The organism is Hydrogenophaga sp. ANAO-22 (assembly GCF_042466645.1).
In the GTDB taxonomy this organism is placed as follows: Bacteria; Pseudomonadota; Gammaproteobacteria; order Burkholderiales; family Burkholderiaceae_C; genus Hydrogenophaga.
In genome coordinates, this window is record NZ_CP159956.1 from 1,787,015 (window position 1) to 1,812,380 (window position 25,366).

General features: G+C 64.5%; 24 protein-coding genes, 1 tRNA gene and 2 pseudogenes. 16 read left to right on the forward strand and 11 right to left on the reverse strand.

The window, feature by feature from the left end; translation table 11 throughout:
* The first annotated feature begins 52 nt into the window (after positions 1 to 52).
* From ugpB to ugpQ, 5 genes are all read left to right on the forward strand, one after another.
* The gene (ugpB, locus tag ABSY19_RS08405) at positions 53 to 1,369 is read left to right on the forward strand and encodes a sn-glycerol-3-phosphate ABC transporter substrate-binding protein UgpB (protein ID WP_382161286.1); all 1,317 of its coding nucleotides are present in this window, start codon (positions 53 to 55) and stop codon (positions 1,367 to 1,369) included.
* A 98-nt stretch (positions 1,370 to 1,467) separates the two neighbouring features.
* Positions 1,468 to 2,349 (forward strand): sn-glycerol-3-phosphate ABC transporter permease UgpA, encoded by an 882-nt coding sequence (gene ugpA, locus ABSY19_RS08410; RefSeq protein WP_382161289.1) that lies wholly within the window; start codon positions 1,468 to 1,470, stop codon positions 2,347 to 2,349.
* Entirely contained in the window at positions 2,349 to 3,203 is an 855-nt protein-coding gene (gene ugpE / locus ABSY19_RS08415; protein ID WP_382161292.1) for a sn-glycerol-3-phosphate ABC transporter permease UgpE, read from the forward strand. The genes ugpA and ugpE overlap by 1 nt, the downstream gene beginning before the upstream one ends.
* Before the next feature lie 48 nt (positions 3,204 to 3,251).
* Positions 3,252 to 4,256 (forward strand): sn-glycerol-3-phosphate import ATP-binding protein UgpC, encoded by a 1,005-nt coding sequence (locus tag ABSY19_RS08420; RefSeq protein ID WP_382161295.1) that lies wholly within the window; start codon positions 3,252 to 3,254, stop codon positions 4,254 to 4,256.
* Positions 4,253 to 5,011, forward strand: coding sequence for a glycerophosphodiester phosphodiesterase (ugpQ, locus tag ABSY19_RS08425; RefSeq protein ID WP_382161298.1), 759 nt, complete (start codon positions 4,253 to 4,255; stop codon positions 5,009 to 5,011). Before ABSY19_RS08420 ends, ugpQ begins: the two co-directional genes overlap by 4 nt.
* 10 nt (positions 5,012 to 5,021) lie before the next feature.
* Here ugpQ and ABSY19_RS08430 read toward each other — a convergent pair whose 3' ends face one another.
* Positions 5,022 to 5,291, reverse strand: coding sequence for a hypothetical protein (locus ABSY19_RS08430; RefSeq protein ID WP_382161301.1), 270 nt, complete (start codon positions 5,289 to 5,291; stop codon positions 5,022 to 5,024).
* Positions 5,292 to 5,339: 48 nt separating this feature from the next.
* Here ABSY19_RS08430 and hemA point away from each other — a divergent pair, with 48 nt between their 5' ends.
* The 5 genes from hemA (at position 5,340) to ABSY19_RS08455 (ending at position 10,197) form a co-directional block, all read left to right on the forward strand.
* Positions 5,340 to 6,638 (forward strand): glutamyl-tRNA reductase, encoded by a 1,299-nt coding sequence (gene hemA, locus ABSY19_RS08435; RefSeq protein ID WP_382161304.1) that lies wholly within the window; start codon positions 5,340 to 5,342, stop codon positions 6,636 to 6,638.
* Positions 6,639 to 6,707: 69 nt separating this feature from the next.
* Positions 6,708 to 7,796 (forward strand): peptide chain release factor 1, encoded by a 1,089-nt coding sequence (prfA, locus tag ABSY19_RS08440; RefSeq protein WP_382161307.1) that lies wholly within the window; start codon positions 6,708 to 6,710, stop codon positions 7,794 to 7,796.
* Positions 7,793 to 8,632, forward strand: coding sequence for a peptide chain release factor N(5)-glutamine methyltransferase (gene prmC / locus ABSY19_RS08445; protein WP_382161310.1), 840 nt, complete (start codon positions 7,793 to 7,795; stop codon positions 8,630 to 8,632). Before prfA ends, prmC begins: the two co-directional genes overlap by 4 nt.
* Before the next feature lie 52 nt (positions 8,633 to 8,684).
* The gene (gene grxD, locus ABSY19_RS08450) at positions 8,685 to 9,008 is read left to right on the forward strand and encodes a Grx4 family monothiol glutaredoxin (RefSeq protein ID WP_382161313.1); all 324 of its coding nucleotides are present in this window, start codon (positions 8,685 to 8,687) and stop codon (positions 9,006 to 9,008) included.
* 184 nt (positions 9,009 to 9,192) lie between these two features.
* Complete coding sequence (locus ABSY19_RS08455) at positions 9,193 to 10,197, forward strand: AAA family ATPase (RefSeq protein WP_382161316.1); 1,005 nt, start codon at positions 9,193 to 9,195, stop codon at positions 10,195 to 10,197.
* Between the two features lie 14 nt (positions 10,198 to 10,211).
* Here ABSY19_RS08455 and ABSY19_RS08460 read toward each other — a convergent pair whose 3' ends face one another.
* Together ABSY19_RS08460 and ABSY19_RS08465 are read right to left on the reverse strand one after the other, a co-directional pair.
* Positions 10,212 to 10,841 (reverse strand): lytic transglycosylase domain-containing protein, encoded by a 630-nt coding sequence (locus ABSY19_RS08460; RefSeq protein ID WP_382161318.1) that lies wholly within the window; start codon positions 10,839 to 10,841, stop codon positions 10,212 to 10,214.
* Positions 10,838 to 12,583 (reverse strand): proline--tRNA ligase, encoded by a 1,746-nt coding sequence (locus ABSY19_RS08465; RefSeq protein WP_382161321.1) that lies wholly within the window; start codon positions 12,581 to 12,583, stop codon positions 10,838 to 10,840. Before ABSY19_RS08465 ends, ABSY19_RS08460 begins: the two co-directional genes overlap by 4 nt.
* Before the next feature lie 179 nt (positions 12,584 to 12,762).
* Here ABSY19_RS08465 and ABSY19_RS08470 point away from each other — a divergent pair, with 179 nt between their 5' ends.
* Positions 12,763 to 13,404 (forward strand): RNA pyrophosphohydrolase, encoded by a 642-nt coding sequence (locus ABSY19_RS08470; protein WP_382161324.1) that lies wholly within the window; start codon positions 12,763 to 12,765, stop codon positions 13,402 to 13,404.
* Positions 13,401 to 13,937 carry a CNP1-like family protein gene (locus ABSY19_RS08475; RefSeq protein WP_382161326.1) on the forward strand — a complete coding sequence of 179 codons (537 nt, stop codon included), beginning with the start codon at positions 13,401 to 13,403 and terminating at the stop codon, positions 13,935 to 13,937. The genes ABSY19_RS08470 and ABSY19_RS08475 overlap by 4 nt, the downstream gene beginning before the upstream one ends.
* 20 nt (positions 13,938 to 13,957) lie before the next feature.
* On the opposite strand, the gene proB is transcribed toward ABSY19_RS08475, so the two are convergent.
* From proB to rplU, 4 genes are all read right to left on the reverse strand, one after another.
* Complete coding sequence (gene proB / locus ABSY19_RS08480) at positions 13,958 to 15,088, reverse strand: glutamate 5-kinase (RefSeq protein ID WP_382161329.1); 1,131 nt, start codon at positions 15,086 to 15,088, stop codon at positions 13,958 to 13,960.
* A 69-nt stretch (positions 15,089 to 15,157) separates the two neighbouring features.
* The gene (cgtA, locus tag ABSY19_RS08485; RefSeq protein WP_382161332.1) at positions 15,158 to 16,231 is read right to left on the reverse strand and encodes an Obg family GTPase CgtA; all 1,074 of its coding nucleotides are present in this window, start codon (positions 16,229 to 16,231) and stop codon (positions 15,158 to 15,160) included.
* A gap of 140 nt (positions 16,232 to 16,371) precedes the next feature.
* Positions 16,372 to 16,629: a 50S ribosomal protein L27 gene (gene rpmA / locus ABSY19_RS08490; RefSeq protein WP_297397423.1), complete on the reverse strand. Its 258-nt coding sequence runs from the start codon at positions 16,627 to 16,629 to the stop codon at positions 16,372 to 16,374.
* Positions 16,630 to 16,642: 13 nt separating this feature from the next.
* Positions 16,643 to 16,954, reverse strand: coding sequence for a 50S ribosomal protein L21 (gene rplU / locus ABSY19_RS08495; protein ID WP_382161335.1), 312 nt, complete (start codon positions 16,952 to 16,954; stop codon positions 16,643 to 16,645).
* A gap of 264 nt (positions 16,955 to 17,218) precedes the next feature.
* Here rplU and ABSY19_RS08500 point away from each other — a divergent pair, with 264 nt between their 5' ends.
* The 3 genes from ABSY19_RS08500 to ABSY19_RS08510 all read left to right on the forward strand — a co-directional run bounded on the left by ABSY19_RS08500 (position 17,219) and on the right by ABSY19_RS08510 (position 19,819).
* Complete coding sequence (locus ABSY19_RS08500) at positions 17,219 to 18,148, forward strand: polyprenyl synthetase family protein (RefSeq protein WP_382163741.1); 930 nt, start codon at positions 17,219 to 17,221, stop codon at positions 18,146 to 18,148.
* Positions 18,149 to 18,199: 51 nt separating this feature from the next.
* Positions 18,200 to 18,276: transfer RNA gene (locus ABSY19_RS08505), tRNA-Pro, on the forward strand.
* A 163-nt stretch (positions 18,277 to 18,439) separates the two neighbouring features.
* Entirely contained in the window at positions 18,440 to 19,819 is a 1,380-nt protein-coding gene (locus ABSY19_RS08510) for a site-specific integrase (protein ID WP_382161338.1), read from the forward strand.
* Positions 19,820 to 19,935: 116 nt separating this feature from the next.
* Here ABSY19_RS08510 and ABSY19_RS08515 read toward each other — a convergent pair.
* From ABSY19_RS08515 to ABSY19_RS08530, 4 genes and pseudogenes are all read right to left on the reverse strand, one after another.
* Positions 19,936 to 20,193: pseudogene (locus tag ABSY19_RS08515) on the reverse strand (IS21 family transposase); the annotation flags it as partial.
* Between the two features lie 107 nt (positions 20,194 to 20,300).
* Positions 20,301 to 22,121: pseudogene (locus ABSY19_RS08520) on the reverse strand (DEAD/DEAH box helicase family protein); the annotation flags it as partial.
* Positions 22,118 to 22,357 carry a helix-turn-helix domain-containing protein gene (locus tag ABSY19_RS08525; protein WP_382161341.1) on the reverse strand — a complete coding sequence of 80 codons (240 nt, stop codon included), beginning with the start codon at positions 22,355 to 22,357 and terminating at the stop codon, positions 22,118 to 22,120. The gene ABSY19_RS08525 and the pseudogene ABSY19_RS08520, both read right to left, overlap by 4 nt.
* 274 nt (positions 22,358 to 22,631) lie before the next feature.
* A complete protein-coding gene (locus ABSY19_RS08530; RefSeq protein WP_382161344.1) occupies positions 22,632 to 22,955 on the reverse strand; it encodes a helix-turn-helix transcriptional regulator in 324 nt (107 codons plus the stop codon).
* A gap of 667 nt (positions 22,956 to 23,622) precedes the next feature.
* Between ABSY19_RS08530 and pilB the strand changes: the two genes are divergently transcribed.
* Positions 23,623 to 25,356 carry a type IV-A pilus assembly ATPase PilB gene (gene pilB, locus ABSY19_RS08535; protein ID WP_382161347.1) on the forward strand — a complete coding sequence of 578 codons (1,734 nt, stop codon included), beginning with the start codon at positions 23,623 to 23,625 and terminating at the stop codon, positions 25,354 to 25,356.
* Positions 25,357 to 25,366 lie beyond the last annotated feature (10 nt).

The following is a 25,366-nucleotide window of genomic DNA, read 5'->3' on the forward strand; positions in this document are numbered from 1 at the left end:
CCCTACCCTACCCCCACCGGTTTCCGACCATCCATCCCAAGGAGCAACACCCATGCACAAGCGTTTTCTTCCCTTGACCGGCGCCCTGGCGCTCGCCGCGCTCATGAGCGGCCCCGTTCACGCCCAGACCGAGGTCCAGTGGTGGCATTCCATGGGCGGCGCCCTGGGTGAATGGGTCAATGACCTGGCCAAGGAATTCAATGCCAGCCAGACGCAGTACAAGGTGGTGCCCACGTTCAAGGGCAGCTACGACGAATCGATGACGGCCGCGATCGCGGCCTTCCGTGCCGGCAACGCCCCGCACATCCTGCAGGTGTTCGAAGTCGGCACCGCGACCATGATGGCCTCCAAGGGCGCGATCAAGCCGGTCGGCGAGATCATGAAACAGTCGGGCCTGCCGTTCGACCCGGGCGCCTACGTGCCTGCCGTCGCGGGTTACTACACCGCGCCCAACGGCCAGATGCTGAGCTTCCCCTTCAACAGCTCCACCCCGGTGTTCCACTACAACAAGGACGCGTTCAAGGCCGCCGGCCTTGACCCCGAGAAGCCGCCGACCACCTGGCCCGAAGTGGCCCTGGCCGCCGCGTCGCTCAAGGCCTCCGGTCACAAGTGCCCGTTCACCACCAGCTGGATCAGCTGGACCCAGCTGGAGAGCTTCTCGGCCTGGCACAACACCCTGTACGCCACCAAGAACAACGGCTTCGGCGGCCTGGACACGCGCCTGGTCTTCAACAGCCCGCTGCACGTGCGCCACATCGAGAACCTGGCCAACATGGCCAAGAGCGGCCTGTTCATCTACAAGGGCCGCAACAACGCGGCCGACGCCACCTTCGTGTCGGGTGAATGCGCCATGGCCACCGCCTCGTCGGCCCTGTACGGCAGCGTGACACGCAATGGCAAGTTCGCTTACGGCATCGGCACCCTGCCCTACTACCCGGACGTGCAGGGCGCGCCGCAGAACACCGTGATCGGTGGCGCCAGCCTGTGGGCCATGTCGGGCAAGAAGCCCGAAGAGTACAAGGCCATCGCCTCGTTCTTCAGCTACCTCTCCCAGCCCGACGTGGCGGCCAAGAGCCACCAGCGCACCGGCTACCTGCCGGTCACCAAGGCCTCGTTCGAGCAGACCGACAAGTCCGGCTTCTACAAGAAGAACCCCGGTACCGACGTGTCCGTCACGCAGATGATCCGCAAGACCACCGACAAGTCGCGCGGCGTGCGCCTGGGCAACTTCGTGCAGATCCGCACCATCATCGACGAGGAACTCGAAGGCGTCTGGAAGGGCAGCAAGCAGCCCAAGGAAGCCCTCGATGCGGCCGTCAAGCGCGGCAACGAACAGCTGGAGCGCTTCCAGAAAGCCAATGCACGCTGATGCCATGCGGGCGGTGTGAAGCACCGCCTTTTCTGGGCCAAAATGGCTGTCCACATCCTCTGAACGGGACCGGGCAGCCATTCTTTTTGTAGCACCTCATGGAAAAACGGGTTCTCTTCAAATCGGCGTGGTTGCCCTGGGTGCTGATCGCGCCGCAGATGGCGGTCATCCTGGTGTTCTTCTTCTGGCCCGCCGGCCAGGCGCTCTATCAGAGCCTGCTGCTGGAAGACGCGTTCGGCTCGTCGAGCGAGTTCGTGGGCCTGGAGAACTTCGCGCGCCTGTTCGCGGACCCGAGCTACCTGGAGTCGTTCAAGACCACGGCCGTGTTCTCGGCACTGGTCGCGGTGCTGGGCCTGAGCATCGCGCTCGTGCTGGCCGTGATGGCCAACCGGGTGGTGCGCGGCGCCGCCATCTACAAAACCTTGCTGATCTGGCCTTACGCCGTCGCCCCCGTGGTGGCCGGCGTGCTCTGGCTGATGATGTTCGCCTCGCCTTATGGCGTGATCGCCTACGCGCTGCGCGAAATGGGTTTCCATTGGGACCACGTGCTCAATGGCGACCACGCCATGGCGCTGATCGTGATGGCGGCCGTGTGGAAGCAGATCTCCTACAACTTCCTGTTCTTCCTGGCGGGCTTGCAGTCCATCCCGCACTCGCTGATCGAGGCGGCGACCATCGACGGCGCCACGCCCTGGAAACGCTTCTGGAGCATCGTCTTCCCGCTGCTGTCGCCGACCACCTTCTTCCTGCTCGTGATCAACATCGTCTACGCCTTCTTCGACACCTTCGCGATCGTGGACGCTGCCACGCACGGCGGCCCGGGCAAGGACACCTCCATCCTGGTCTACAAGGTCTACTACGACGGTTTCAAGGCGCTGGACATCAACGGCTCGGCAGCCCAGTCGGTCGTGCTGATGGTGATCGTCGTCGCGCTGACCGTGATCCAGTTCAAGTTTGTCGAGAAGAAGGTGAACTACTGATGGTCCAGAAAAACCCGATCCTCGACTTCTTCTCGCACCTGATCCTGGCGATCGGCGTGCTGGTGGTGTTCTTCCCGATCTACGTGACCTTCATCGGCTCCACGCAGACCGCCGCGCAGATCCTGGGCAGCAACCCGATCTCGCTGCTGCCGGGCAACAACTTCATCGAAACCTACAAGCTCGCGCTGTTCGGTGGCAAGACCGAGGCCGGCGCCAGCATCGGCGCGGCCGGCCCGATGATGATGATCAGCCTGGCCAGCGCCTTGATCATCGCCATCGGAAAGATCGCGATCTCGCTGCTCTCGGCCTTTGCCATCGTCTACTTCCGCTTCCCGGCCAAGAACATCGTGTTCTGGATGGTGTTCGTCACGCTGATGCTGCCGGTGGAGGTGCGCATCGGTCCCACCTACGAGGTGGTGTCCAACCTGGGCATGCTCAACACCATGTCGGGCCTCACGGTGCCGCTGATCGCCTCGGCCACGGCCACTTTCCTGTTCCGGCAGTTCTTCCTGACCGTGCCCGACGAACTTGTGGAAGCGGCGCGCATGGACGGCGCCGGGCCCATGCGCTTTTTCAAGGACGTGCTGCTGCCGCTGTCCAAGACCTCGATCGCGGCGCTGTTCGTGATCCAGTTCATCTACGGCTGGAACCAGTACCTCTGGCCGCTGCTCGTGACCACCGACGAGAAGATGTACCCCATCGTGATGGGCATCAAGCGCCTGATCTTCGGCGAGGTCTACATCGAGTGGAACGTGGTCATGGCCACCGCCATCCTGGCCATGCTGCCGCCGGCCATCGTGGTCATGCTCATGCAGAAATGGTTCGTCAAGGGCCTGGTGGACACCGAAAAGTAAGCCCCTCGCCGCGCCGCAGCACCCCCATCGAACAACAACAGGATTTCCATGGCTTCCATTTCCCTGCGCAACGTCGTCAAACGCTACCGCACCGGCAAGACCGAACTGCAGGTCATCCACGGCGTGAACGCCGAGATCAACGACGGTGAGTTCATCGTCATCGTCGGACCCTCCGGCTGCGGCAAGTCCACCCTGCTGCGCATGGTGGCCGGGCTCGAAGAGATCAGCGGCGGCGAGATCTGGATCGGCGACCGCGTGGTCAACCAGCTGGAGCCGGCCGAACGCGACATCGCGATGGTGTTCCAGAACTACGCGCTCTACCCGCACATGACCGTGTTCGACAACATGGCCTACGGCCTGAAGATCAAGAAGGTGCCGATCGACGAGATCAAGCAGCGCGTGGACAAGGCCGCCGGCATCCTGGAACTCGGCCACCTGCTCACCCGCAGGCCACGCGAGCTCTCGGGCGGCCAGCGCCAGCGCGTGGCCATGGGCCGCGCCATCGTGCGCCAGCCACAGGTCTTCCTGTTCGACGAGCCGCTCTCCAACCTGGACGCCAAGCTGCGCGCCCAGACCCGGCTGGAAATCCAGAAGCTGCACCGCGAACTGGGCATCACCTCGCTTTTCGTCACACACGACCAGGTCGAAGCCATGACGCTGGCCGAACGCATGATCGTGATGAACGCCGGCAAGATGGAGCAGTTCGGCACGCCGGAAGAGGTGTACTCGCGCCCGGCCACGACCTTTGTCGCCAGCTTCATCGGCTCGCCGCCCATGAACCTGCTGAAGCACGCCCCCGGGGGGCGCCCCGGCAGCATCCTGGGCATCCGCCCCGAGCACCTGGACGTGGGCGACACCGGCTGGCCGCTGCAGGTGGAAACCGTGGAACTGCTGGGCGCCGAGCGCCTGGTGCACGCCCGCCTGGGCGACGAAATGCTGATCATCCGCACCCACGAGGACCAGGGCGCCCCGGCCATCGGCAGCACCATCCATGCCCAGCCGCGCGAAGACCGCCTGCACTGGTTCAACGCCGAGACCGGCCAGCGGCAATGAGTGGGAGAGAGCAGCCGGGCCACTGGCCCTACCCGCGCTGGGTTGCCCACCGCGGCGCCGGCAAACTGGCGCCCGAAAACACCCTCGCCGCCTTCCGCCTGGGAGCCTCGCACGGCTACCGCATGTACGAATGCGACGCCAAGCTCAGCGCCGATGGCGTGGTCTTCCTGCTGCACGACGCCACCCTGGAGCGCACCACGAACGGCAGCGGCGTGGCCGGTGAGCGCCCCTGGGGCGAGCTGAGCCAGCTCGATGCCGGTGGCTGGCACTCGCGCGCGTTCGCGGGCGAGCCCCTGGCCACCCTGGAGGCCGTGGCCCGCCACTGCCAGGCGCAGGGCCATTGGCTCAACATCGAGATCAAACCCACACCCGGCAAGGAGCTGGCCACGGGGCGCGCCGTGGCGAAAGCGGCCGCGCGGCTCTGGGCCAGCGACGCCGAGCGCGCGCCCTTCCTCACCTCGTTCCAGCCCGACGCGCTGCAGGGCGCACGGGAAAGCGCCCCCCACCTGCCGCGCGGGCTGCTGCTCGACACCCTGCGGGAAGGCTGGCGAAACATGGCGCAATCTTTGGGGTGCGTGGCGGCCGTGTGCAACCACGCGCTGTGGGACACCAGCACTGTGGCCCAGGCCCGGGAAAGCGGCCTGCGCACCCTGGCCTACACCGTGAACGACGAATGGGCCGCGCAACGGCTGCTGGACCTGGGTTTGGACGGCATCATCACCGACCGCATCGACCTGTTTGCGCCCGGGCGCTGAGGCGAAGCGCTCAGCGCTTGCGGTGCAGCCACCAGGCCAGCGAGCCCTGCACGAACACCAGGGCGGCGTAGGTGGCCATCTTGCCGTCACGGCCAAAGAACACCAGCCCCGCCAGCAACACCACCACACCGGCCACGACCAGCATGAAGGCTTCCAGGCCGGCGCCCTGCGCCGCACGGCCGGCCCGGCGAAAACGGGGCACCGTCCACAGGACCAGGGCAATGAAAACGGCGGGAGCGATGAAGCCGGCGATGTGCCCGAGGAAGGCCAAAGGCGTCATTCGAAGCGGGCGACGGCGTGCATAAGGGTTCAATTTTATAATCACCCCATGTCTGTCTGGGCCCTCGGCATCAACCACAACACGGCTCCGCTCGATCTGCGGGGCCGTTTTGCGTTTGCGCTCGACCAGATCCAGCCCACTTTGCACGGCTACCGCCAGAGCCTGGCGCGCCAGCCCGAGGCCACGCTGCTGTCCACCTGCAACCGCACCGAGCTGTACGGCGCGGGCGACCAGTCGGCGGTCGATCCCACCCTGGACTGGCTGGCGCAGACCGGCGGCGTGAGCGGCCAGGTGCTGCGCGACCACGCCTACATCCTGCGCGACGACCAGGCCGCGCGCCATGCCTTCCGCGTCGCCAGCGGCCTGGACAGCATGGTGCTGGGCGAAGCCCAGATCCTCGGCCAGATGAAGGACGCGGTGCGCGCCGCCAGCGACGCGGGCGCCCTGGGCACCACCCTGCACCAGCTGTTCCAGCGCTCGTTCGCCGTGGCCAAGGAAGTGCGCAGTTCCACCGAGATCGGCGCCCACTCCATCAGCATGACCGCCGCCGCGGTGCGCCTGGCGTCGCAGCTGTTCGAAGACCTGCGCGACATCAAGGTGCTGTTCGTCGGCGCGGGCGAGATGATCGAACTGGCCGCCACCCACTTCGCGGCCAAGACGCCCAAGGGCATGGCCATCGCCAACCGCACGCTGGAGCGCGGCGAGAAGCTCGCCAGCCGCTTCGGCGCGCAGGTGATGCGGCTGGCCGACGTGCCCGACCGCCTGCACGAGTTCGACGCCGTCATCAGCTGTACCGCGAGCACGCTGCCCATCATCGGCCTGGGCGCCGTGGAACGCGCGCTCAAGAAGCGCCGCCACCGCCCCATGTTCATGGTCGATCTGGCGGTGCCGCGCGACATCGAGGCCGAGGTCAAAGCCCTGCCCGACGTCTACCTCTACACCGTGGACGACCTCGCCACCGTGGTGCAGACCGGCAAGGACCACCGCCTGGCTGCCGTGGCGCAGGCCGAGGCCATCATCGACGCGGGTGTGCTCAGCTTCATGCACTGGATGGAGCAGCGCGACCCGGCCCACGGCGTGGTGCCGCTGATCCAGCAGATCAACGCCCAGGCCGACGAATGGCGCGCCGTGGAAATGGCCCGCGCCCGCCGCCTGCTGGCCAAGGGCGAGCCGGTGGAGGCCGTGCTGGAAGCGCTCTCGCGCGGCCTGACGCAGAAGATGCTGCACGGCACCCTGGCCGAACTGCACACCGGCGACAGCGCCACACGTGCCGCCACCGCGCAGACCGTTTCGCGGCTGTTCCTGCGCGACGAACCGCTCAAACCCCCGCGCAACGCGCAAAACTAGCTGACCCGGCCCGCGCACGGCGTTGCGGGCCCGCGCCCGTGCCGGCGTGCCGAGCCTCCGTGCTCCACCATGAAACCCTTCGTCCGAGACACCCTGCTGCGCCAGCGAGCCCGACTGCACGAGCTCGATGCGCTGCTGTCCGCGCCCGACGTCGTCGACCAGATGGACCGCTTCCGCGCGCTGAGCCGCGAACACGCCGAGGCCTCCACGGTGGTCGAGGTGTTCAACCGCTATCTCCAACGCGAGACCGACCTGGCGACGGCGCGGGAAATGCTCGACGACCCCGACATGGCCGAGATGGCGCAGGAGGAAATCCAGAGTGCCGAGGCCGACCTGGCGCAACTGGACACCGATTTGCAGCAACTCCTGCTGCCCAAAGACCCAGACGACGAGCGCAACGCCTTCGTCGAGATCCGCGCCGGCACCGGCGGCGACGAGTCGGCGCTGTTTGCCGGTGACCTGGCCCGCTTGTACACGCGCTACGCCGAAAAGCAGCGCTGGCAGGTGGAGACGGTGAGTGAGTCGCCCAGCGAGCTCGGCGGCTACAAGGAAGTGGTGCTGCGCATCGCGGGCCCCGGGGCCTACGGGCGGCTGCGCTTCGAATCCGGCGGCCACCGGGTGCAGCGCGTGCCCGCCACCGAAACCCAGGGCCGCATCCACACCAGCGCGGCCACCGTGGCCGTGATGCCCGAGCCCGACGAGACCCAGGCGGTGCAGCTCAACCCGAGCGAGTTGCGCATCGACACCTTCCGCGCCAGTGGCGCGGGCGGCCAGCACATCAACAAGACCGACTCCGCCGTGCGCGTGACCCACCTGCCCACCGGCATCACCGCCGAATGCCAGGACGGCCGATCGCAGCACAGCAACAAGGCCAAGGCGCTGCAGGTGCTCACGGCGCGCCTGCAGGAAAAAGACCGCAGCGAGCGCGCAGCTGCCGAGGCCGCCACGCGCAAGGGCCTGATCGGCAGCGGCGACCGCAGCGACCGCATCCGCACCTACAACTTCCCGCAGGGCCGCCTGACCGACCACCGCATCAACCTCACGCTGTACAAGGTGCTGCAGGTGATGGAAGGTGATCTGGACGAGGTGATCCACGCCCTGCAGGTCGCGCGCGGCACCGAGCTGCTGGCCGAGCTCGAACAACGCAACGGCGCATGACCACCACGCTTCGCGAAGCCCTGACGCACCTGCAACGCGACGGCCTGGACCGGATCGACGCGCAGATGCTGCTGCTGCTGGCCCTGCAGCGCAGCCCCCACGACCGCGCCTGGCTGCTGGCGCACGACGGCGACGCGATGGACGCCGAGGCGGCCGCCCGCCTCGCGGCCCTGGTGCAACGCCGCCGGCACGGCGAGCCCATGGCCTACCTGCGCGGCGACCAGGAATTCTTCGGCCTCACGCTCCAGGTGGACCCGCGCGTGCTCGTGCCACGGCCCGACACCGAAACCCTGGTGAGCTGGGCACTGGATGTGCTGGATGCGCTGCCGGCAGCCGCCCGCGTGCTCGACCTGGGCACCGGCAGCGGCGCCATCGCACTGGCCCTCAAGGCCCAGCGCCCGGGCGCCGTGGTCTCGGCCACGGACGCCAGCCCCGATGCGCTGGCCGTCGCCCGTGCGAACGCCGATCGGCTGGGCCTGGCGGTGGATTTCCACCTCGGGCACTGGCTCACCGCGGTGCCGGCACAGCACTTCGACCTGATCGCCAGCAACCCGCCCTACATCGCCGAAGGCGACGCCCATCTGGCGGCGCTCGGCCACGAGCCCGGCTCGGCGCTGACCGCCGGCCCCGACGGCCTGGACGACATCCGGGCCTTGGTGTCCACCGCGCCCGCCGCCCTGAACCCGGGGGGCTGGCTGCTGCTCGAGCATGGGCACGACCAGGCCGGCGCGGTGCGCAGCCTGCTCCAGGCGGCCGGCTTCACACAGGTCGGCAGCCGCGCCGACCTCCCGGGCATTGAGCGCTGCAGCGGCGGCCAGTGGCCGCAGCGGCGATAATGTGAGCCGTTTCCGGGTCTCTCCAGACCCTTCCGCAGAAGGACTTTCAGCCATGAGCGACGCGCAAACCCGAATCGACCAGCTGGTCAAATCCCACGACATCGTGTTGTTCATGAAGGGCAACGCGAGCTTCCCCATGTGCGGCTTCTCCGGCCGTGCGATCCAGATCCTCAAGGCCTGTGGCGTCGAGACGAAAACGCTGACCACCGTCAACGTGCTCGAGGACGACGGCATCCGCCAGGGCATCAAGGAATACAGCAACTGGCCCACCATCCCGCAGCTCTACGTCAAGGGCGAATTCATCGGCGGCTCGGACATCATGATGGAGATGTACCAGTCCGGCGAACTGCAACAGGTCATCAACGGCGACGCCTGATCCCGTGCTCCTCTCGTGCGCCAGCCAGGGCCACCTTCGGGTGGCCTTGTTGTTTCTGGTGCGCGATTTCGCACACCTCGTGCCCATCTTTCGGAATGCGGTGACTTTGCCGGGCATTTCTGCATTGAGGTCGGGCATGTTGTGTGCTTGAATGAAATCGCCACCGAACCTCAAGGAGAATCGCATGAGCTCTCGCAGCCTGGTCGCTTCACCCTCCCTCGGTCTGCCCATCGCCCAGATGCGCAGCGTGTTCAGCGCCGACGACGTCGAGCGCAAGCTGGCCCACCTGCAGGCCAGCGGCAACGAACGTGACTACGAAAGCCTTCGCAACACCTGGCAACGCATGCTGGAGCGCGGCCCCCAGCGCTTCGCGGTCAAGCCCTCGGGCGTGCCCGACATGGCACCGCTCTACGACCTGCTGCCCAATTTTGGTGAGGTGCTCGACGATGTGAAGCGCCACGTGGCGCTGAGCCAGGACAGCCGCGACAGCCTGGAAGTCACACCCATCCTGCTGCTGGGCCCGCCCGGGGTCGGAAAGACCCATTTCGCGCGCCAGCTCGCCGACCTGCTCGGCACGAGCATGAGCCTGGTGCCCATGAGCTCCATGACGGCCGGCTGGCTTCTCTCGGGCTCGTCCTCGCAATGGAAAGGCGCCAAGCCCGGCAAGGTGTTCGAGGCCCTGGTGGATGGGCAGTACGCGAACCCCGTGATTGTGGTGGACGAGATCGACAAGGCGGCTGCGGACGCGCAGTACGACCCGCTGGGTGCGCTCTACAGCCTGCTGGAACACGACACGGCGCAGAGCTTCGTCGACGAGTTCGCGGAAGTGCCGATCGACGCCAGCCAGGTGATCTGGGTCACCACGGCGAACCACGAGCGCGGCATCCCCGAGCCCATCATGAACCGCATGAACGTGTACGAGATCGCGCCGCCCTCGCCCGAGGCCGCGCGCAAGATCGCGGCCCACCTCTACCGGGGCATTCTGGGGGAGCACGACTGGGGCCAGCGTTTTGGCCCCGAGCCGGCCAACGACGTGCTGGATCTGCTGGCGACGCTCGCGCCGCGGGAGATGCGCCGCGCGCTCGTCACCGGCTTTGGCAATGCGCGGCTGGACAACCGCTACCGCATCGAGCCCGAAGATCTGCCTCGCGCGGGCGCGGGCAAAGGCCGCATCGGCTTCCTTCAGTAAACGGCCTGGCGCGCTCAGGCGTCCGGGTGGGCCCAGTTCCTGGCCGCGGCGTAGACCGCGTTCGGGTACTCGGCGCGGCCCCGGCTGCCGTTGTAGCGGCCGAGCGCCAGGAAGGTGTCGCCACGTTCGCGGTCCAGGTAGTGGCGCAGGATCACGCAGCCAAACCGCAGGTTGGTCTGCATGTTGAAGAGCCGGCTGGCATCGCCGTCGCCGATCAGGCGCGACCAGAACGGCATGATCTGCATGTAGCCCCGAGCGCCCACGCGTGAGATGGCGAACTTGCGGAACGCGCTCTCGACCTGCACCAGCCCCAGCACCAGGGTGGTGTCCAGCCCCGCGCGCCGGGTTTCGTACCAGAGGGTCTGCAGGAACTCGATGCGGGTCTGGAAGTCCGGCTTGCGGCGCTGCAGCCGGTCGCTGGAAGCGCCCAGCCAGCGCAGATAGGCCAGGCGTTTTTCCAGGTCGGTGAACTCGGGCACGGGCGGCGCGCTGTTGGCGATCGCAGCGCTCAAGGCACCGCGCACCGAATCGGCCAGGGGCTCTTCCAGTTGGCCACCGGCGTGCGCGACCGGGGACAGAGAGCCCAGGCCCAGCGCGCCGGCAGCCAGCAGGCAGTCGCGGCGCGACCAGACCAGCGGCTTCATGCGCCCAGCTTGCCCTTCAGGAGCGCCACCACCTCGCCCAACGCCACCTGGGTGGCGGCGGCATCGCGGCGGTGCTGGTATTCGACCTGCCCGGCCTTGAGACCCCTGTCGCCGATGGTGACGCGGTGCGGCACACCGATGAGCTCCCAGTCCGCGAACATGGCGCCGGGGCGCTCGCCCCGGTCGTCCAGGATCACATCCACGCCAGCCGCCAGCAGCTCGCTGTACAGCTGTTCGGCGGCGGCCTTCACCTCCGGGCTGCGGTCCATGCCGATGGGGCAGACCACCACCGTGAACGGCGCCAGCGCGTCGGGCCAGATGATGCCGCGCTCGTCGTGGTTCTGCTCGATCGCCGCGGCCGGCAGGCGCGTGATGCCGATGCCGTAGCAGCCCATCTCGAAATGCGCGGGCTTGCCGTCCTCGCCCAGGAAGGTGGCGTTCATGGCCTTGCTGTACTTCGTGCCCAGGTAGAACACGTGGCCGACCTCGATACCGCGCTCGATCGCCAGCACGCCCAGGCCGTCGGGCGAGGCATCGCCTTCGACCACGTTGCGCAGGTCCGCCACCAGGGTCGGCTCGGGCAGGTCGCGGCCCCAGTTCACACCGGTCATGTGGAAGTCCGGCTCGTTGGCCCCGCAGATCCAGTCCGCCAACACGGCCACCTCGCGGTCGACCACGAGATTCACCGGCTTCTTCAGGCCGATCGGGCCCAGGTAACCTGGCTTGCAGCCGAAGTGCGCATCGATCTCGGCGCCGGTGGCGAACCGGAAGCCGGCGTTGAGCCCCGGCACCTTGGCCACCTTGACTTCGTTCATGTCGTGGTCGCCGCGCAGCAGCAACAGCCAGACCCGGCTCTTGGCGACCTCGCCCGCTTCGTCGAGTTCGTCGGTGGCCAACACCAGCGATTTCACCGTGGTGGCCAGAGGCACGCCCAGCAGCGTGGCCACGTCGGCGCAGGTGGCCTTGCCGGGCGTGGGCGTCTTGACCATGGGGTTGGCTGCCGCGGGGCGTGGTCCAGCCGGCGCCAGCGCCTCGGCCTTTTCCATGTTGGCGGCGTAGTCGCTCGCCGGGCAGTAGACGATCGCGTCTTCCCCGGTCGCGGCGATCACCTGGAATTCCTCGCTCAGATCGCCGCCGATGGCACCGCTGTCGGCCGCCACGGCACGGTAGCGCAGGCCGAACCGGTCGAAGATGCGCCGGTAGGCCGCGGCCATCACCTGGTAGCTCAGCTTGGCTGTCGACTCGTCCCGGTCGAAGCTGTAGGCGTCTTTCATGATGAATTCGCGGCCCCGCATGAGGCCGAAACGCGGGCGCCGCTCATCACGGAACTTGGTCTGGATCTGGTACAGGTTTTTGGGCAGCTGCTTGTAGCTCCGGAAATCCTGGCGTGCAATGTCAGTGACCACTTCCTCACTGGTGGGTTGCACCACGAAATCGCGGTCGTGCCGGTCCTTGATGCGCAGCAGCTCGGCCCCCATCTTGTCAAAGCGCCCGGTTTCCTGCCAGAACTCCGCCGGCTGGATCACCGGCATGGTGAGCTCCACCGAACCTGCCCGGTTCATTTCTTCGCGCACGATGGCCTCCACCTTGTGGATCACGCGCAAGCCCATGGGCATGTAGCTGTAGATGCCAGCGCCGAGCTTCTTGATCATGCCGGCGCGCGTCATCAGTTGGTGGCTGACGACTTCCGCGTCGGCCGGGGCTTCCTTGAGGGTGGAAATCAGGAACTGGGAGGCTTTCATGGGCGAGCTGGGTTCTGCCAGAAGGCAGTTTGCGGTACATCGGAAGGGGAACCGGAGAACGGCGCATCCGGCAATCTGGACGGCCCACCTGCGCCCGGAGATGCAACAGGTGTGTGATCACTTCGCAACTTGCATGCCGCGATGCATAATGAACACAGTTTAAAAATTTGGGATTGATTATGCTTGACAGAGAAGGCTTCAGGCCCAATGTCGGCATCATTCTGCTCAACCAGCGAAACCAGGTGTTCTGGGGCAAGCGCATCCGCTCACACTCCTGGCAGTTTCCGCAAGGTGGCATCGACAGAGGCGAGACACCTGAGCAGGCGATGTACCGCGAGTTGCACGAGGAAGTCGGGCTCATGCCCGAGCACGTGAACATCGTCGCCCGCACGCGCGACTGGTTGCGCTACGAAGTGCCGGACCGCTTCATCCGCCGCGATGCACGCGGCCACTACAAGGGACAGAAACAGATCTGGTACCTGCTGCGCCTCGTGGCGCAGGACTGGAATCTGAACCTGCGCGCGACCAGCCATCCGGAGTTCGACGCCTGGCGCTGGCACGACTACTGGGTGCCGCTCGACGTGGTCGTGGAGTTCAAACGAGGCGTCTACGAAATGGCGCTCACCGAACTCTCGCGCTACCTGCCCAAGAACGACACCCGCAACCGCTACCTGCGCGGTGGCTCCCGCCACCGCCACGACGAAAGTCCCGAATCCTCGTCCCTGTCGGCCCCACCGCCGGGTCTGGAGTTGCCCCCGGGCGCCAGTTTTGATCCCGACCCGCAGAGCGGCTCCCGCTCTGCCCACATCGAACACAAATGACTTCTGCCCGCCACCGGTTGCTGCGATGCCTGTCCGTCGCAGCGGCCCTGATTTCGTTTCTGGGTTTCAGCCCTGCGTTGCAGGCCCAATTGCGAGACGACCCCGACGCCCCTGCATGGCAGGAAGCGGCGGTGAAGCCGCCGCCCACTTTCAGCACGGACCAATTGCTGGCCTTCGACGTCTCAGCCGGTACGGCATTGAACTATGGCATCGACCCCAAGACCTTGAGCGTGGGCGAGGACGGTGTGGTGCGGTACGTGCTGGTCGCCCGCAGCTCCAGCGGGGCGCTCAATGTGCTGTACCAGGGCCTTCGTTGCCAGACGGCCGAAGTCAAGACCTACGGGCGCTGGAACAACAACGCGTCCAGCTGGAACGTCAACGCCAAGGAAGCATGGCAAGAGCTGTCGTTCTCCGGACCCACCCGCCCTGCCATGTTGCTGGCACGGGCGGGCATCTGCGAAGGCCGCACCATCAACGGCAGCCCGCAGAAAATCCTGCACACCCTCAAACACGGCCGCCCGGAAACGCGCTGAGCGGGCCGGGGGCGCTGGCCTTAGCCGCGCGCCAGGACGAGGTTGTCGCGGTGGATCATTTCGGGTTCAGCCACGTAACCCAGCAAACGCTCGAAGTCCTGCGATGACTTGCGGCAGATGAGCCGGGCCTCGCTGCTCGCGTAGTTGGCCAATCCGCGCGCCACTTCGGCCCCGCGCGCATCGCGCACCGCGATCACATCCCCTCGGGAGAACTCGCCGTCGACGCCCGTCATGCCGATAGGCAGCAGACTCTTGCCTTCACCCACGATCTTGCCGACCGCGCCATCGTCCACCACGACGGCGCCACGCAACTGCAAATGATCGGAAATCCAGCGCTTGCGCGCCTGGTGCTTGGGCGTCTGGGCCACGAGGCAGGTGCCGATGGCTTCACCCGCCGTCAGTCGCAACAGCACGTCGGGCTCGCGGCCCCAGGCGATGACCGTGGAGGCCCCGGAACCGGCGGCGCGTTTGGCGGCCAGTATCTTGGTGATCATGCCGCCCTTGCCAATGCCACTGCCCGCGCCGCCCGCCATGGCTTCCAGGCGTGCATCGCCAGCGCGGGCCACGTGAACAAACTGAGCGGAAGGATCGCGCCGGGGATCGGCCGTGTACAAGCCCTTCTGGTCGGTCAGGATCACGAGCACGTCGGCCTCCACCAGATTGGCCACGAGCGCGCCCAGTGTGTCGTTGTCGCCAAACTTGATTTCGTCGTTGACGACGGTGTCGTTCTCGTTGATCACCGGCACCACGCCCAGCTGGAGCAATGTCAACAGGGTCGAGCGGGCATTGAGATAACGTTCACGGTCCGCGAGGTCGGCGTGCGTCAACAGCACTTGCGCGCTGCCGACGCCACAACCGCGCAGCTTGCTCTCGTACATCTGCACCAGGCCCATCTGCCCCACGGCCGCAGCAGCTTGAAGTTCGTTGATCTCCTTGGGCCGCACGGTCCAGCCCAGGCGTTTCATGCCTTCGGCCACCGCGCCGCTGCTGACCATGATGACCTCACGCCCCTGCTGCACCAAGGCAGCCAATTGCTGACTCCATTGCCCGATGGCTTCCTCGTCAAGGCCGCGGCCCTCGTTGGTCACCAGGCTGGAACCTACCTTGACCACGATGCGGCGAGCGGTCTTGAACACGGCCGCCGGGGCCATGCCATGCACATTCATTGAATCAACAGGCGAAGAGGTTGAGGCGATGTCCATGGGCAAGTGGGCTCGGAGTCAGTGAGTGTCAGGACCATTCACGAAGCGGGGATCCACATCCACCGGCGCCTGCATCGACTGATGCACCTGTGCGATGTGCTGGTAGATCTTCTGCACCAGCAGTTCGCAACCTTCGCGGGTGAGCGCTGAAATTTCGAAGACGGGCCCCTTGTATTTCAGGCGCTTCACGATGTCCTTGACCCGGGCCTCCCGCTCCTCGGTGGGCACCATGTCCAGCTTGTTGAGCACAAGCCAGCGAGGTTTCTCGTACAGTTTCTGGTCGAATTTCTTCAACTCCGCCACGATGGCCTTGGCCTGCGCGACAGGATCGACCCCTTCATCGAAGGGCGCCACATCCAGCATGTGCAGCAGCAGGCGCGTGCGTTGCAGGTGCCGCAGGAACTGGTGCCCCAGGCCAGCGCCCTCCGACGCCCCTTCGATCAGCCCGGGTACATCGGCCACCACGAAGCTCTTCTCCGGCCCGACGCGGACCACGCCCAGGTTGGGATGCAGGGTGGTGAACGGGTAGTCGGCGATCTTGGGGCGTGCGTTGGAAATGGCCGCGATCAAGGTCGACTTGCCCGCGTTGGGCATGCCCAGCAGGCCGACGTCGGCCAGCACCTTGAGCTCCAGCTTCAGACTGCGCTTTTCCCCCGGCCAGCCGGGCGTCTTCTGGCGCGGCGCCCGGTTGGTCGAACTCTTGTAGTGCATGTTGCCGAAGCCACCATCGCCCCCCTTGGCGATCGTCACCTGTTCACCGGGCTGCAGCAACTCGAACAGCACTTCGCCGGTCTCCGCATCCGCAATGATGGTGCCCACCGGCATCTTGAGCACGATGTCGTCGCCCTTGACGCCAAACATGTCCGAACCCTTGCCGTGTTCGCCGCGATGCGCTTCGAAGCGGCGGGTGAACCGGAAATCCACCAAGGTGTTCAGGCTGGCGTCCGCCACGGCGTATACATGGCCACCACGGCCACCGTCGCCTCCATCCGGCCCCCCGAACTCTTTGTATTTTTCATGCCGGAAAGATGCGCAGCCATTGCCGCCATCGCCCGCAGCGACATCGATCGTGGCTTCGTCCACAAATTTCATGACATGCTTTCCAGGAAGGAACTGCTAGAGAAGGGCCAAACAAAAAGCCCGCACGGGCGGGCCTTTTGCATTCAACGTATCACATGTGCCTCATCGCACTGCACCGATTTCTCAATCTTGCAGCACCGGAGCACGCCCGCTCAGACGGGGGTGATGCTGACAACCTGACGGTTCAGCGCGCCTTTGATGGCGAAGCTCACGTGGCCATCGACCGTTGCAAAAATGGTGTGGTCCTTGCCCACGCCCACGTTCATGCCGGGGTGGAACTTGGTACCGCGCTGACGCACGATGATCGAGCCAGCACTGACCAGCTCGCCTCCAAACGCCTTCACGCCGAGCATCTTGGGCTTGGAATCGCGCCCGTTTCGCGTTGAGCCGCCGCCTTTTTTCTGTGCCATGTTGACTTACTCCTCAGGCTGCGATCGAAGCAATCTGCAGTTCGGTGAAATTCTGACGGTGCCCTTGGCGCTTCTGGTAGTGCTTGCGACGGCGCATCTTGAAGATGCTGACCTTGTCGTGCCTGCCGTGGGCCAACACCGTGACCGTGACCGTTGCGCCGGAAACCAAGGGAGTGCCAACCTTGATATCGGTGCCGTTGCCGACAGCGAGTACCTGGTCAAACACGATCTCTTGGCCCACATCCGCAGCAATCTGTTCTACTTTAATTTTTTCGCCAGCAGCAACACGATACTGTTTGCCACCGGTTTTTATGACCGCGTACATATGAACCTCTTTAAAAATTCCACGAATGGAAGCCCGGCGGACCCAATTCCACCGAGCCTTAGATTTTAGCATGTGCCCGGAAAACCGGCAAGCGGCTGGCATGCCACCGCCCTCGTGGCTCCCTGGCGCGGCCGTTTTCAGAGGGCCTGGGGCACCGTTCCTATAATCCCAACCCGGCCCGACACCCCCTACCGATCCCGCGTTTCCACCTTGACCACCCCCATCAATTCCCCCGCCAGCCCCTTGGAGCTGATCCAGCCCGACATGCAGCGGGTGGACCAAGTCATCAGCGAACGCCTGACCACCGAGGTACCGCTGGTCCGGGAAGTTGCTCAGTACATCATCTCGGCGGGCGGCAAGCGCTTGCGCCCGGCCTTGCTGCTGCTGGTCAGCGGCGCGATCAACAGCCAGAACCCCCAGCGCCACACTTTGGCGGCCGTGGTGGAGTTCATTCACACCGCGACCCTGCTGCACGACGACGTGGTGGACGAGTCCACCTTGCGCCGGGGGCGCGAGACAGCCAACGAGCGGTTTGGCAATGCCGCCAGTGTGCTGGTGGGTGACTTTCTTTACTCCCGCGCCTTTCAGATGATGGTGGACATCAACGACATGCGCGTGATGCAGGTGTTGTCCGACGCCACCAACGTGATCGCCGAAGGCGAAGTGCTTCAACTCATGAACATGCACGACGCCACCATCGACGAGGCCGCGTACCTGCGCGTGATCCGCTCCAAAACGGCCAAGCTGTTCGAAGCCAGCGCCCGCTTGGCGCCCATCCTGGCGGGCGCGGATGCCCATACCGAGGCCCTGTGCGCGGAGTACGGGCAGGCCCTGGGCACCGCCTTCCAGGTGATCGATGACGTGCTCGACTACGAGGGCAGTGCCGATGAACTGGGCAAGAACCTGGGGGATGACCTGCGCGAAGGCAAGGTCACCCTGCCCATCATTTGCGCCCTGCGTTCCGGCTCCGAGGCGCAGAAGGCGCTGCTGCGTCAGGCCATCGAACAGGGCGACGTGGCTCACCTCGATGCCATCAGGGACATCATTCTTCAAACGGGTGCCCTGGATGCGGCTCGGGTCAGTGCGCACGCGGAGGCCCAACGGGCGATCGAGGCCGCCAAGCAACTGCCGGTCAATGCCTACAGCGCGGCTTTGCTACAATTGGCGGCTGGCCTGCTTGAGCGTCGATCTTGAGCAGCCACGGAAGGCCAACGGCCTTCAGACGATCGACCACTTTCGGTCCATCGGGGTGTAGCTTAGCCTGGTAGAGCGCTACGTTCGGGACGTAGAGGCCGGAGGTTCGAATCCTCTCACCCCGACCAAAAATTGCCTTGCAAATCAACACCTTCTCAGGTCGCTTGGTCTGCAAAAAGCGCCACAAGTGGTTAAACAGTGGCGATGGCAGGTTGATGCTCACGAAAATGAGCGAATCATGCTGCCTTGGTTTGCCTATACGGAGTTCCTACAACCTTTGGAACTCCAACCATGGCTCACATCGAGAACCGCTCCCGCATCCAGGTCAAAGTCAAGAACCGCGACGACCTGACCCGTCTCTTCGCCCACAACCACGCCGAAGCCGCGCAACGCTACTGCGCGGACCTGCATGACCAGCAGCTCAAGCCACTCGTGTCCCTCCTGGATGAGGCCTACATGGTGCGCTACTACGTCAACGGCAAGCGAAAGGGCTTCACCGCCAACTCCGCCGCCGAAGCCGAGGCGATTCAAAAGCGCATCGAGGCCGATCAGTACACCGGACTCTTCGTCGACTACACCGAAGCGCACCAGACCAGCTTCGCCGACCTGCTCATCCGATACCTCAAGGAAGAAGCGCCACGCAAGAAGGGCTTCTCGGTCATCGGGTACCAAATCAACATGTGGCTTGAGGACGCCGGCTACGAGAGGCAGGACCTGGCCGCCCTCCACGCGGCGCATCCCAACCCGCAGGATCGCAACCTCCGCGTCTCGAAGCCCACAGGTCGGCGCATGTCGCAGCCCTCCGAGGCAGCGGTCTTCATCAAGAAGAGCTTTGCCGCCCTTGGGCCAGAGGACTTTCGCGAGTACATGGACGAACGCCTGCAATGCGTCGAGCCCGCCACCGTTGACCGGGAGCTCGACGTGTTCCGGGCCGTGTGCAATGCCGCGATGTCCGCATGGCGCATTCACGTTCATATGGACCCCATGTCCGGCCTGGAGCGCCCCAAGTATTTCAACGAGCGTGATCGCCGTCTGCGCGAGGACGAAGAGGTGCGACTCATGGAGGCCGCCTGGGAAGAGGACCGCTTGTGGTCCGAGCGAGCCCTGGGCGATCAACTCTTTTCAGAGCAGGATTCTGGCACTAAGTACCAAAGGCTGAAGGCGCTGAGGGAGGCCCGGCAGATCGTCTCGGATGGCGCCAGGCACGTGCCGATGTTCGGGACCTTCATCCAGTTTCAACTGATGACCGGCGCGCGCCGGAGCGAAACGCTCAAGCTCAAATGGAATCAACTGAGCCTGGACAACCAGACCGCATTCCTGCCCGAAACCAAGAATGGCCGGTCTCGCACGCTACCTCTGCGGGCCGACCTCGTGGAGCTGCTTCGGGAACTGCCGCAAACAGGCGAGTACGTGTTCCCGATCCCTGCGGACTACCTGCGCAAGGCTTGGCTGCGTATGTGCGAGGTGTCCGGCATCGAGACGGTTGGCAGTGAGCGCCTGCGCATTCACGATTTGCGGCACGAAGCCATCTCTCGCGTCGCGGAGGCCGGCAGCCAGACGCCGGGTGGCTTCTCGCTGCTGGACCTGCAGGCGTTCAGCAGTCACCGCGACCCTCGCATGCTGCTGCGCTACACCCACCTGACGCCCACCGGGCTGGCCAAGCGTTGTTGAATTCCACCGATCTTTGACCCGAGATTTCCATCGAATACTGACCCACCCGCTTTGTGAGCAAAGTAGCTCACGGTGTGGATAAGTGCTTCGTTTTCTCCTTTTCAGACTTGGGATGTGTGGAGCTGCAGCAAAGTGCGCCGCTGTTTGCGCGACTTTGTTGCCTCGATCGATAGCCAGGTTGAGAGTTTGTCGGCGTAGGGATCGAGCTTGCTGGAGCTCGCACGCCTGGCGTAGCGGGGTTCTTCATCGCCCGCCCGCAGGTACTTCTTAACGGTGTTGCGAGCCAGGCCTGTGCGCCTGGAGATCTCGCGAATGGACATCTGCTCGCGCAATGCCCAGCGTCTTATGACACTCAGTGTCGCCACGTCTATCACTCCTGAAATCTCCTGCTGTCAAAAGCAGCAGGATAGGGTTCTTACGTGGGTCAGCTTTAAATGGAAATTGCAGCTCTAACTGGGTCAGTTTTCAATGGAAGACAACAGGCGATGTCCAGCTCCTCGACCTCACTGGCATCTGTGGCATGGTCGTCAATGCGGGCCAGCGTGGCCTCCACGTCCTTGAGCTGCCGCTCGATGGTCAGCGCGAACGACGACACCGCGCTCTCCATCCGCTTCAACACATTGACGCGCAGCAGATGGATCAGGCTCTCTTCTCGGTCGGCTTGCCGGAAGACGCTCTCGCCGCCACGGATTTCGGTGCTGTACTTGGCGTCGTAGGCCTCCGCCTTGTGGGGCAGGACGTAGCGCATGGGCGCATAGCAAGCTAGGTTCAGGCGCCGAATCTCGTTGTTGATGTCACGAATGGCCCGAAATTGCCCGGCGGTGTCGACATCGGCCTTGATGTTGATGGGCGGGCGTCGCTCCGGGAAGCGCCCGGTTTCCTCGGTGCCGTAGTAGCGCTCGACGTGGCGGCGTGAGCGGGCGATGGTCAGGTGATCCAGCAGCGTGAAGTAGTCGAAGCCCAGCATCTCGACCAGACGGCCGGGGTTGCGCTCTTCTTCGGGCAAGTCCAGCCAGCGGTTGAACTGAATCTGCGCCTTGCGGGTGGTCTGCTCGATGCTGTCGATGCCATGGTCCTGCAGCGCCGTGTCATCGCCCTCGGTCGCAAAGGCGATCTGGTTGCGCAGATCGGACAGCCGGTTGTTGACCGGGGTGGCTGAGAGCATCAGCACTCGGGTCTTGACCCCCTCGCGGATGATCTTGCGCATCAGCCGGTGGTAACGGGTTTCGGAGCCTTGCTTGGGGGACTTCTTGTTGCGGAAGTTGTGTGACTCGTCGATCACGACCAGGTCGTAGTTGCCCCAGTTCACGTGGGCCAAGTCGATGTCGCCGGACTGGCCCGCGTCGCGCGACAGGTCGGTGTGGTTCAGGACGTCGTAGTTCAGCCGGTCGGCGGCCAAAACATTGCGACGGTCGTTGACTTTGTAGAGTGTCCAGTTATCGCGTAGGCGCTTGGGTGCCAGGACCAGCACGCGGTCATTGCGAAGCTCGTGGTACTTGATGATGGCCAGGGCCTCGAAGGTTTTGCCCAGGCCCACAGAGTCGGCGATGATGCAGCCGCCGAAGCGAGCCAACTTGTCGATAGCGCCCACGACGCCATCGCGCTGGAACTTGAAGAGCTTCTTCCAGATGACGGTGTTGCGGATGCCGGTGGCCGCCTTGACGATACGATCCTCGTCCAGGGCCTCATCACGGTTGCCCAGCAGGTGATGCAGGATCAGCGCGTACACCTCGAAGGGCGCACGATGCGCCGCCATGCTTTTCAGGTCTTCGATCAGGCTCTGCGCGCCATCAGGCTGCTGCCTGAGCGCACTCCATTGCTGGTCGAACCAGCGCGCCAGGTTCCGAGCCTCTTCGGGCGACTCCGAGGCCTGAATCAGGCTCAGCGGATTACCCGGGGCCAAGCCAAGGCCCTCAGAACTGAGAGCGAACGAGCCCAGAACCACCTGTGCGGGCTCATCGCTGGTACCCGTCAGGACAGCGGCACCTTGAGGAACTCGACCATGGGCGCGACGCACCTCGGCCTTTTGCGCCAGCCACTGCGCGCACTGGCTGGCCAACCATCGAGCCTGCAGGCGATTGCGCTGGGCGCGGTCGCCCTCGCCGCCAAGAAGCTCCAGCGGGCTGTTGTCGGCAGGCAAGACGAGTTGCACCTGCCCCAGCCTACTCAAGGCCTCGCGAAGCTCGGCGAATGCGTGCAGCGAGAACGACGGCGTGACGCAGCCCAGCCGGCTGCCAGGCATCAAGTGCGGCAGCAGCAGGTCGATCACGCGGTCAGAGCCGCTGTTTTTCACCAGCTTCATGAGCCCTTCTTCTTTCCGCCGGTCTGACGACCCTCTGCCTCATGCTCGGGCTGGCCCGCACCCGCTTGAGCGTCGATCCAACGGTCGATGTCCATGCGCTTGAAGCGCCAAGTCGTCCCGACCTTGAACCCGGGAAGCTTCCGATCCACGGCCAGCCGGTAGACGGTGCGCTGGTTCACGCGGAGGTAGTCAGCGACTTCCTTCACGGTCATGACGCTGTCGGTCGCGGTGTTCATGGCAATAAGGCTGAATAGCAGTCGAAAAAGCCAGTGTAAGGGAGTACAAGCGAGGTCAACCCACTGCAACCCGAACGGACTGCCTTCTGCCTGAAGATTTCGGCCGCCCAAAGATGTCTTGCAGGGACCTGAGGACGGGCCGCTGGCTGCGGGTGCAGCCTCGCTACATCCGAGCTCTGGCACCCCCTTCGCTCAGCAATGCAGGGGAATACCAAAGCAAATTTTCTGGCTATACCAGAGTGAATTTATGAGCCGGCAGCAGCCCTGCGTAGGCTCAAAGAGGCGTCCCCGCTTCGATGGCTGCAAGTCGTTTGGCGTTCTGGTGGCGCAACTGATCGTGCGCAGCCCCGGTGGCGATCCGCCGCTTGGGCTTGGCATCGACAGGGCGCGCGCTGCGCGTGTCGGACTTCGGGATGCGTAGGCGGTGGTCAAGCCATGCGTAGAACACGTCGGGATGCCAGAACACCCTGTTGCCGATACATGCCGGTGCTGGCATGCCTTCGTCCTCAATCCAGTTTTCGATGGTGCGGGTGGTTACGCCGAAGATGTCGGCGACATCCTCTTTGGCCAGGGGGGTGAACGGAGCGTGGCGGTCCATCTTGCTCGACGATGAGTTGCTGATTTACCGTATAGGTCGCATCCAGCACCATGATTTCGGCAAGGTCCACACCTGTTGCGAAATCTCGGCCCATCAGGGCCTGTTTTCGAACATGCCATCGCGCACCTCGCCGACAAGGTCGATTCTGTGGCCACGCCCCACGGAGCCAGCGACCACACAAGCGCGACATGCGCGTCAGGCGACGTGCCTGGTTGTCGTTCGCTTAGCCGCCGCAGCGGCTGCGACTGCTGGCCTCATCCCTATCCTTCAGCACAGCGCTCCGCGACCCGCCAACAACTCAGCGTCGGTGCAAATCCAGTGGGTAAACAGTGGCTACGGTACCTTCGTGAAGGCACGCGAAACCGGGCGAAGTCTGCAGGTCAAGAGCGCTAAGTCATTGATTCACTTAGACGCTATACTGGCGGAGGAACACCTAAATAGCCGCACATCACGCTGCCAGCACGTTCGGGACGTAGAGGCCGGAGGTTCGAATCCTCTCACCCCGACCAGTTTCCCCCTTTCAGACATTGCCGTTCAGACCGAGCCAACGACCGGCCGGTCGGATTTCGCGTCCTCGATACAACGGCCAGCGGGGGAATCCGCATTTCCGACACAAGTTGCCTCAATAATGGCGGGCAAGTCCTTGATTTACGATAAATAGAAATCTATGGCGTCCGTCGAAACCGTCCCCCAGGAGACCCCGTCCATGGCCTTGCCAGGCCTGGGCCGCGCGCTCGTGTCTGCGGGGAAGCTTGGCCAGAAGGCGGCTGAAGATCTTTATCGCAAAGCACAAAGCGGCCGCTCCAGCTTCATCGCAGAACTGACCGGCTCAGGGGCTGTGTCCGCTTCGGATCTGGCCCACACCATGTCGGTGGCTTTTGCCGCGCCACTGCTCGATCTGGACGCGATCGACGTGCAACGCCTGCCCGCCGGCCTGCTCGATCCCAAGATCTGCAGCGACTACCGCATCGTCGTCCTGAGCAAACGCAACAACCGCTTGATGGTGGCCACGGCCGATCCAGCCGACCAACAGGCCGCCGAGAAGATCAAGTTCGCGACCCAGATGGGCGTGGACTGGGTGATTGCCGAGTACGACAAGCTCAGCAAACTGGTGGAGACCCAGACCACCAGCGTCAACGACACGATGGACAACATCATCGGTGGCGAGTTCGAGTTCGACGAGGCGGCCACCGAGACGAGCGTGAGCGACGTGACCGACAAGGCGTCGGAAGTCGACGACGCGCCCGTGGTCAAGTTCCTGCACAAGATGCTGATCGACGCATTCAACATGCGGGCATCCGACTTGCACTTTGAGCCTTACGAGCACAACTACCGGGTCCGTTTTCGGGTGGACGGCGAACTGCGTGAAATTGCGTCGCCGCCGATCGTGATCAAGGACAAGCTGGCGTCGCGGATCAAGGTGATCTCCCGCATGGACATCTCGGAGAAGCGTGTGCCCCAGGACGGGCGCATGAAACTCAAGATCGGACCGGACCGCGTGATCGACTTTCGGGTCAGCACCCTGCCCACCTTGTTCGGCGAGAAGATCGTGATCCGTATTCTGGACCCGAGCAGCGCCAAGGTCGGCATCGATGCCCTGGGCTACGAACCCGAGGAAAAAGAGCGGCTGTTGAACGCGATCAGCCGGCCATACGGCATGGTGTTGGTCACCGGCCCCACGGGGTCGGGGAAAACTGTGTCGCTGTACACCTGCCTGAACATCCTGAACAAGCCAGGCATCAACATTTCCACGGCGGAAGATCCGTCGGAAATCAACCTGCCGGGTGTCAATCAGGTCAACGTCAACGAGAAGGCGGGCCTGACCTTCGCGGCGGCCCTCAAGGCATTTCTGCGCCAGGATCCCGACGTGATCATGGTGGGTGAGATTCGCGATCTCGAAACGGCGGACATCTCGATCAAGGCCGCACAAACCGGTCACATGGTGCTGTCCACCCTGCACACGAACGACGCGCCGACCACACTGACGCGGATGATGAACATGGGCATTCCCACGTTCAACATCGCCTCCAGCGTGATCCTGATCACCGCCCAGCGGCTGGCCCGCCGCCTGTGCGCCACCTGCAAGGCGCCGCTGGACGTACCGCGCAAGGCCCTGGTGGACGCCGGATTCAAGCCGGAAGACCTTGATGGCACCTGGACGCCCTACAAGCCCGTGGGGTGCTCGGCCTGCAACAACGGCTACAAGGGCCGCGTCGGCATCTACCAGGTGATGCCCATTTCGGAAGAAATCCAACGCATCATCCTGCGTGGTGGCAGCGCGCTCGACATTGCCCAGCAGGCCGGCAAGGAGGGCGTTCGCACGCTGCGCGAATCGGGTCTGCTCAAGGTGAAGCTGGGCATGACTTCGCTGGAAGAAGTGCTCAGCGTGACCAACGAGTGATGCAGTTCCA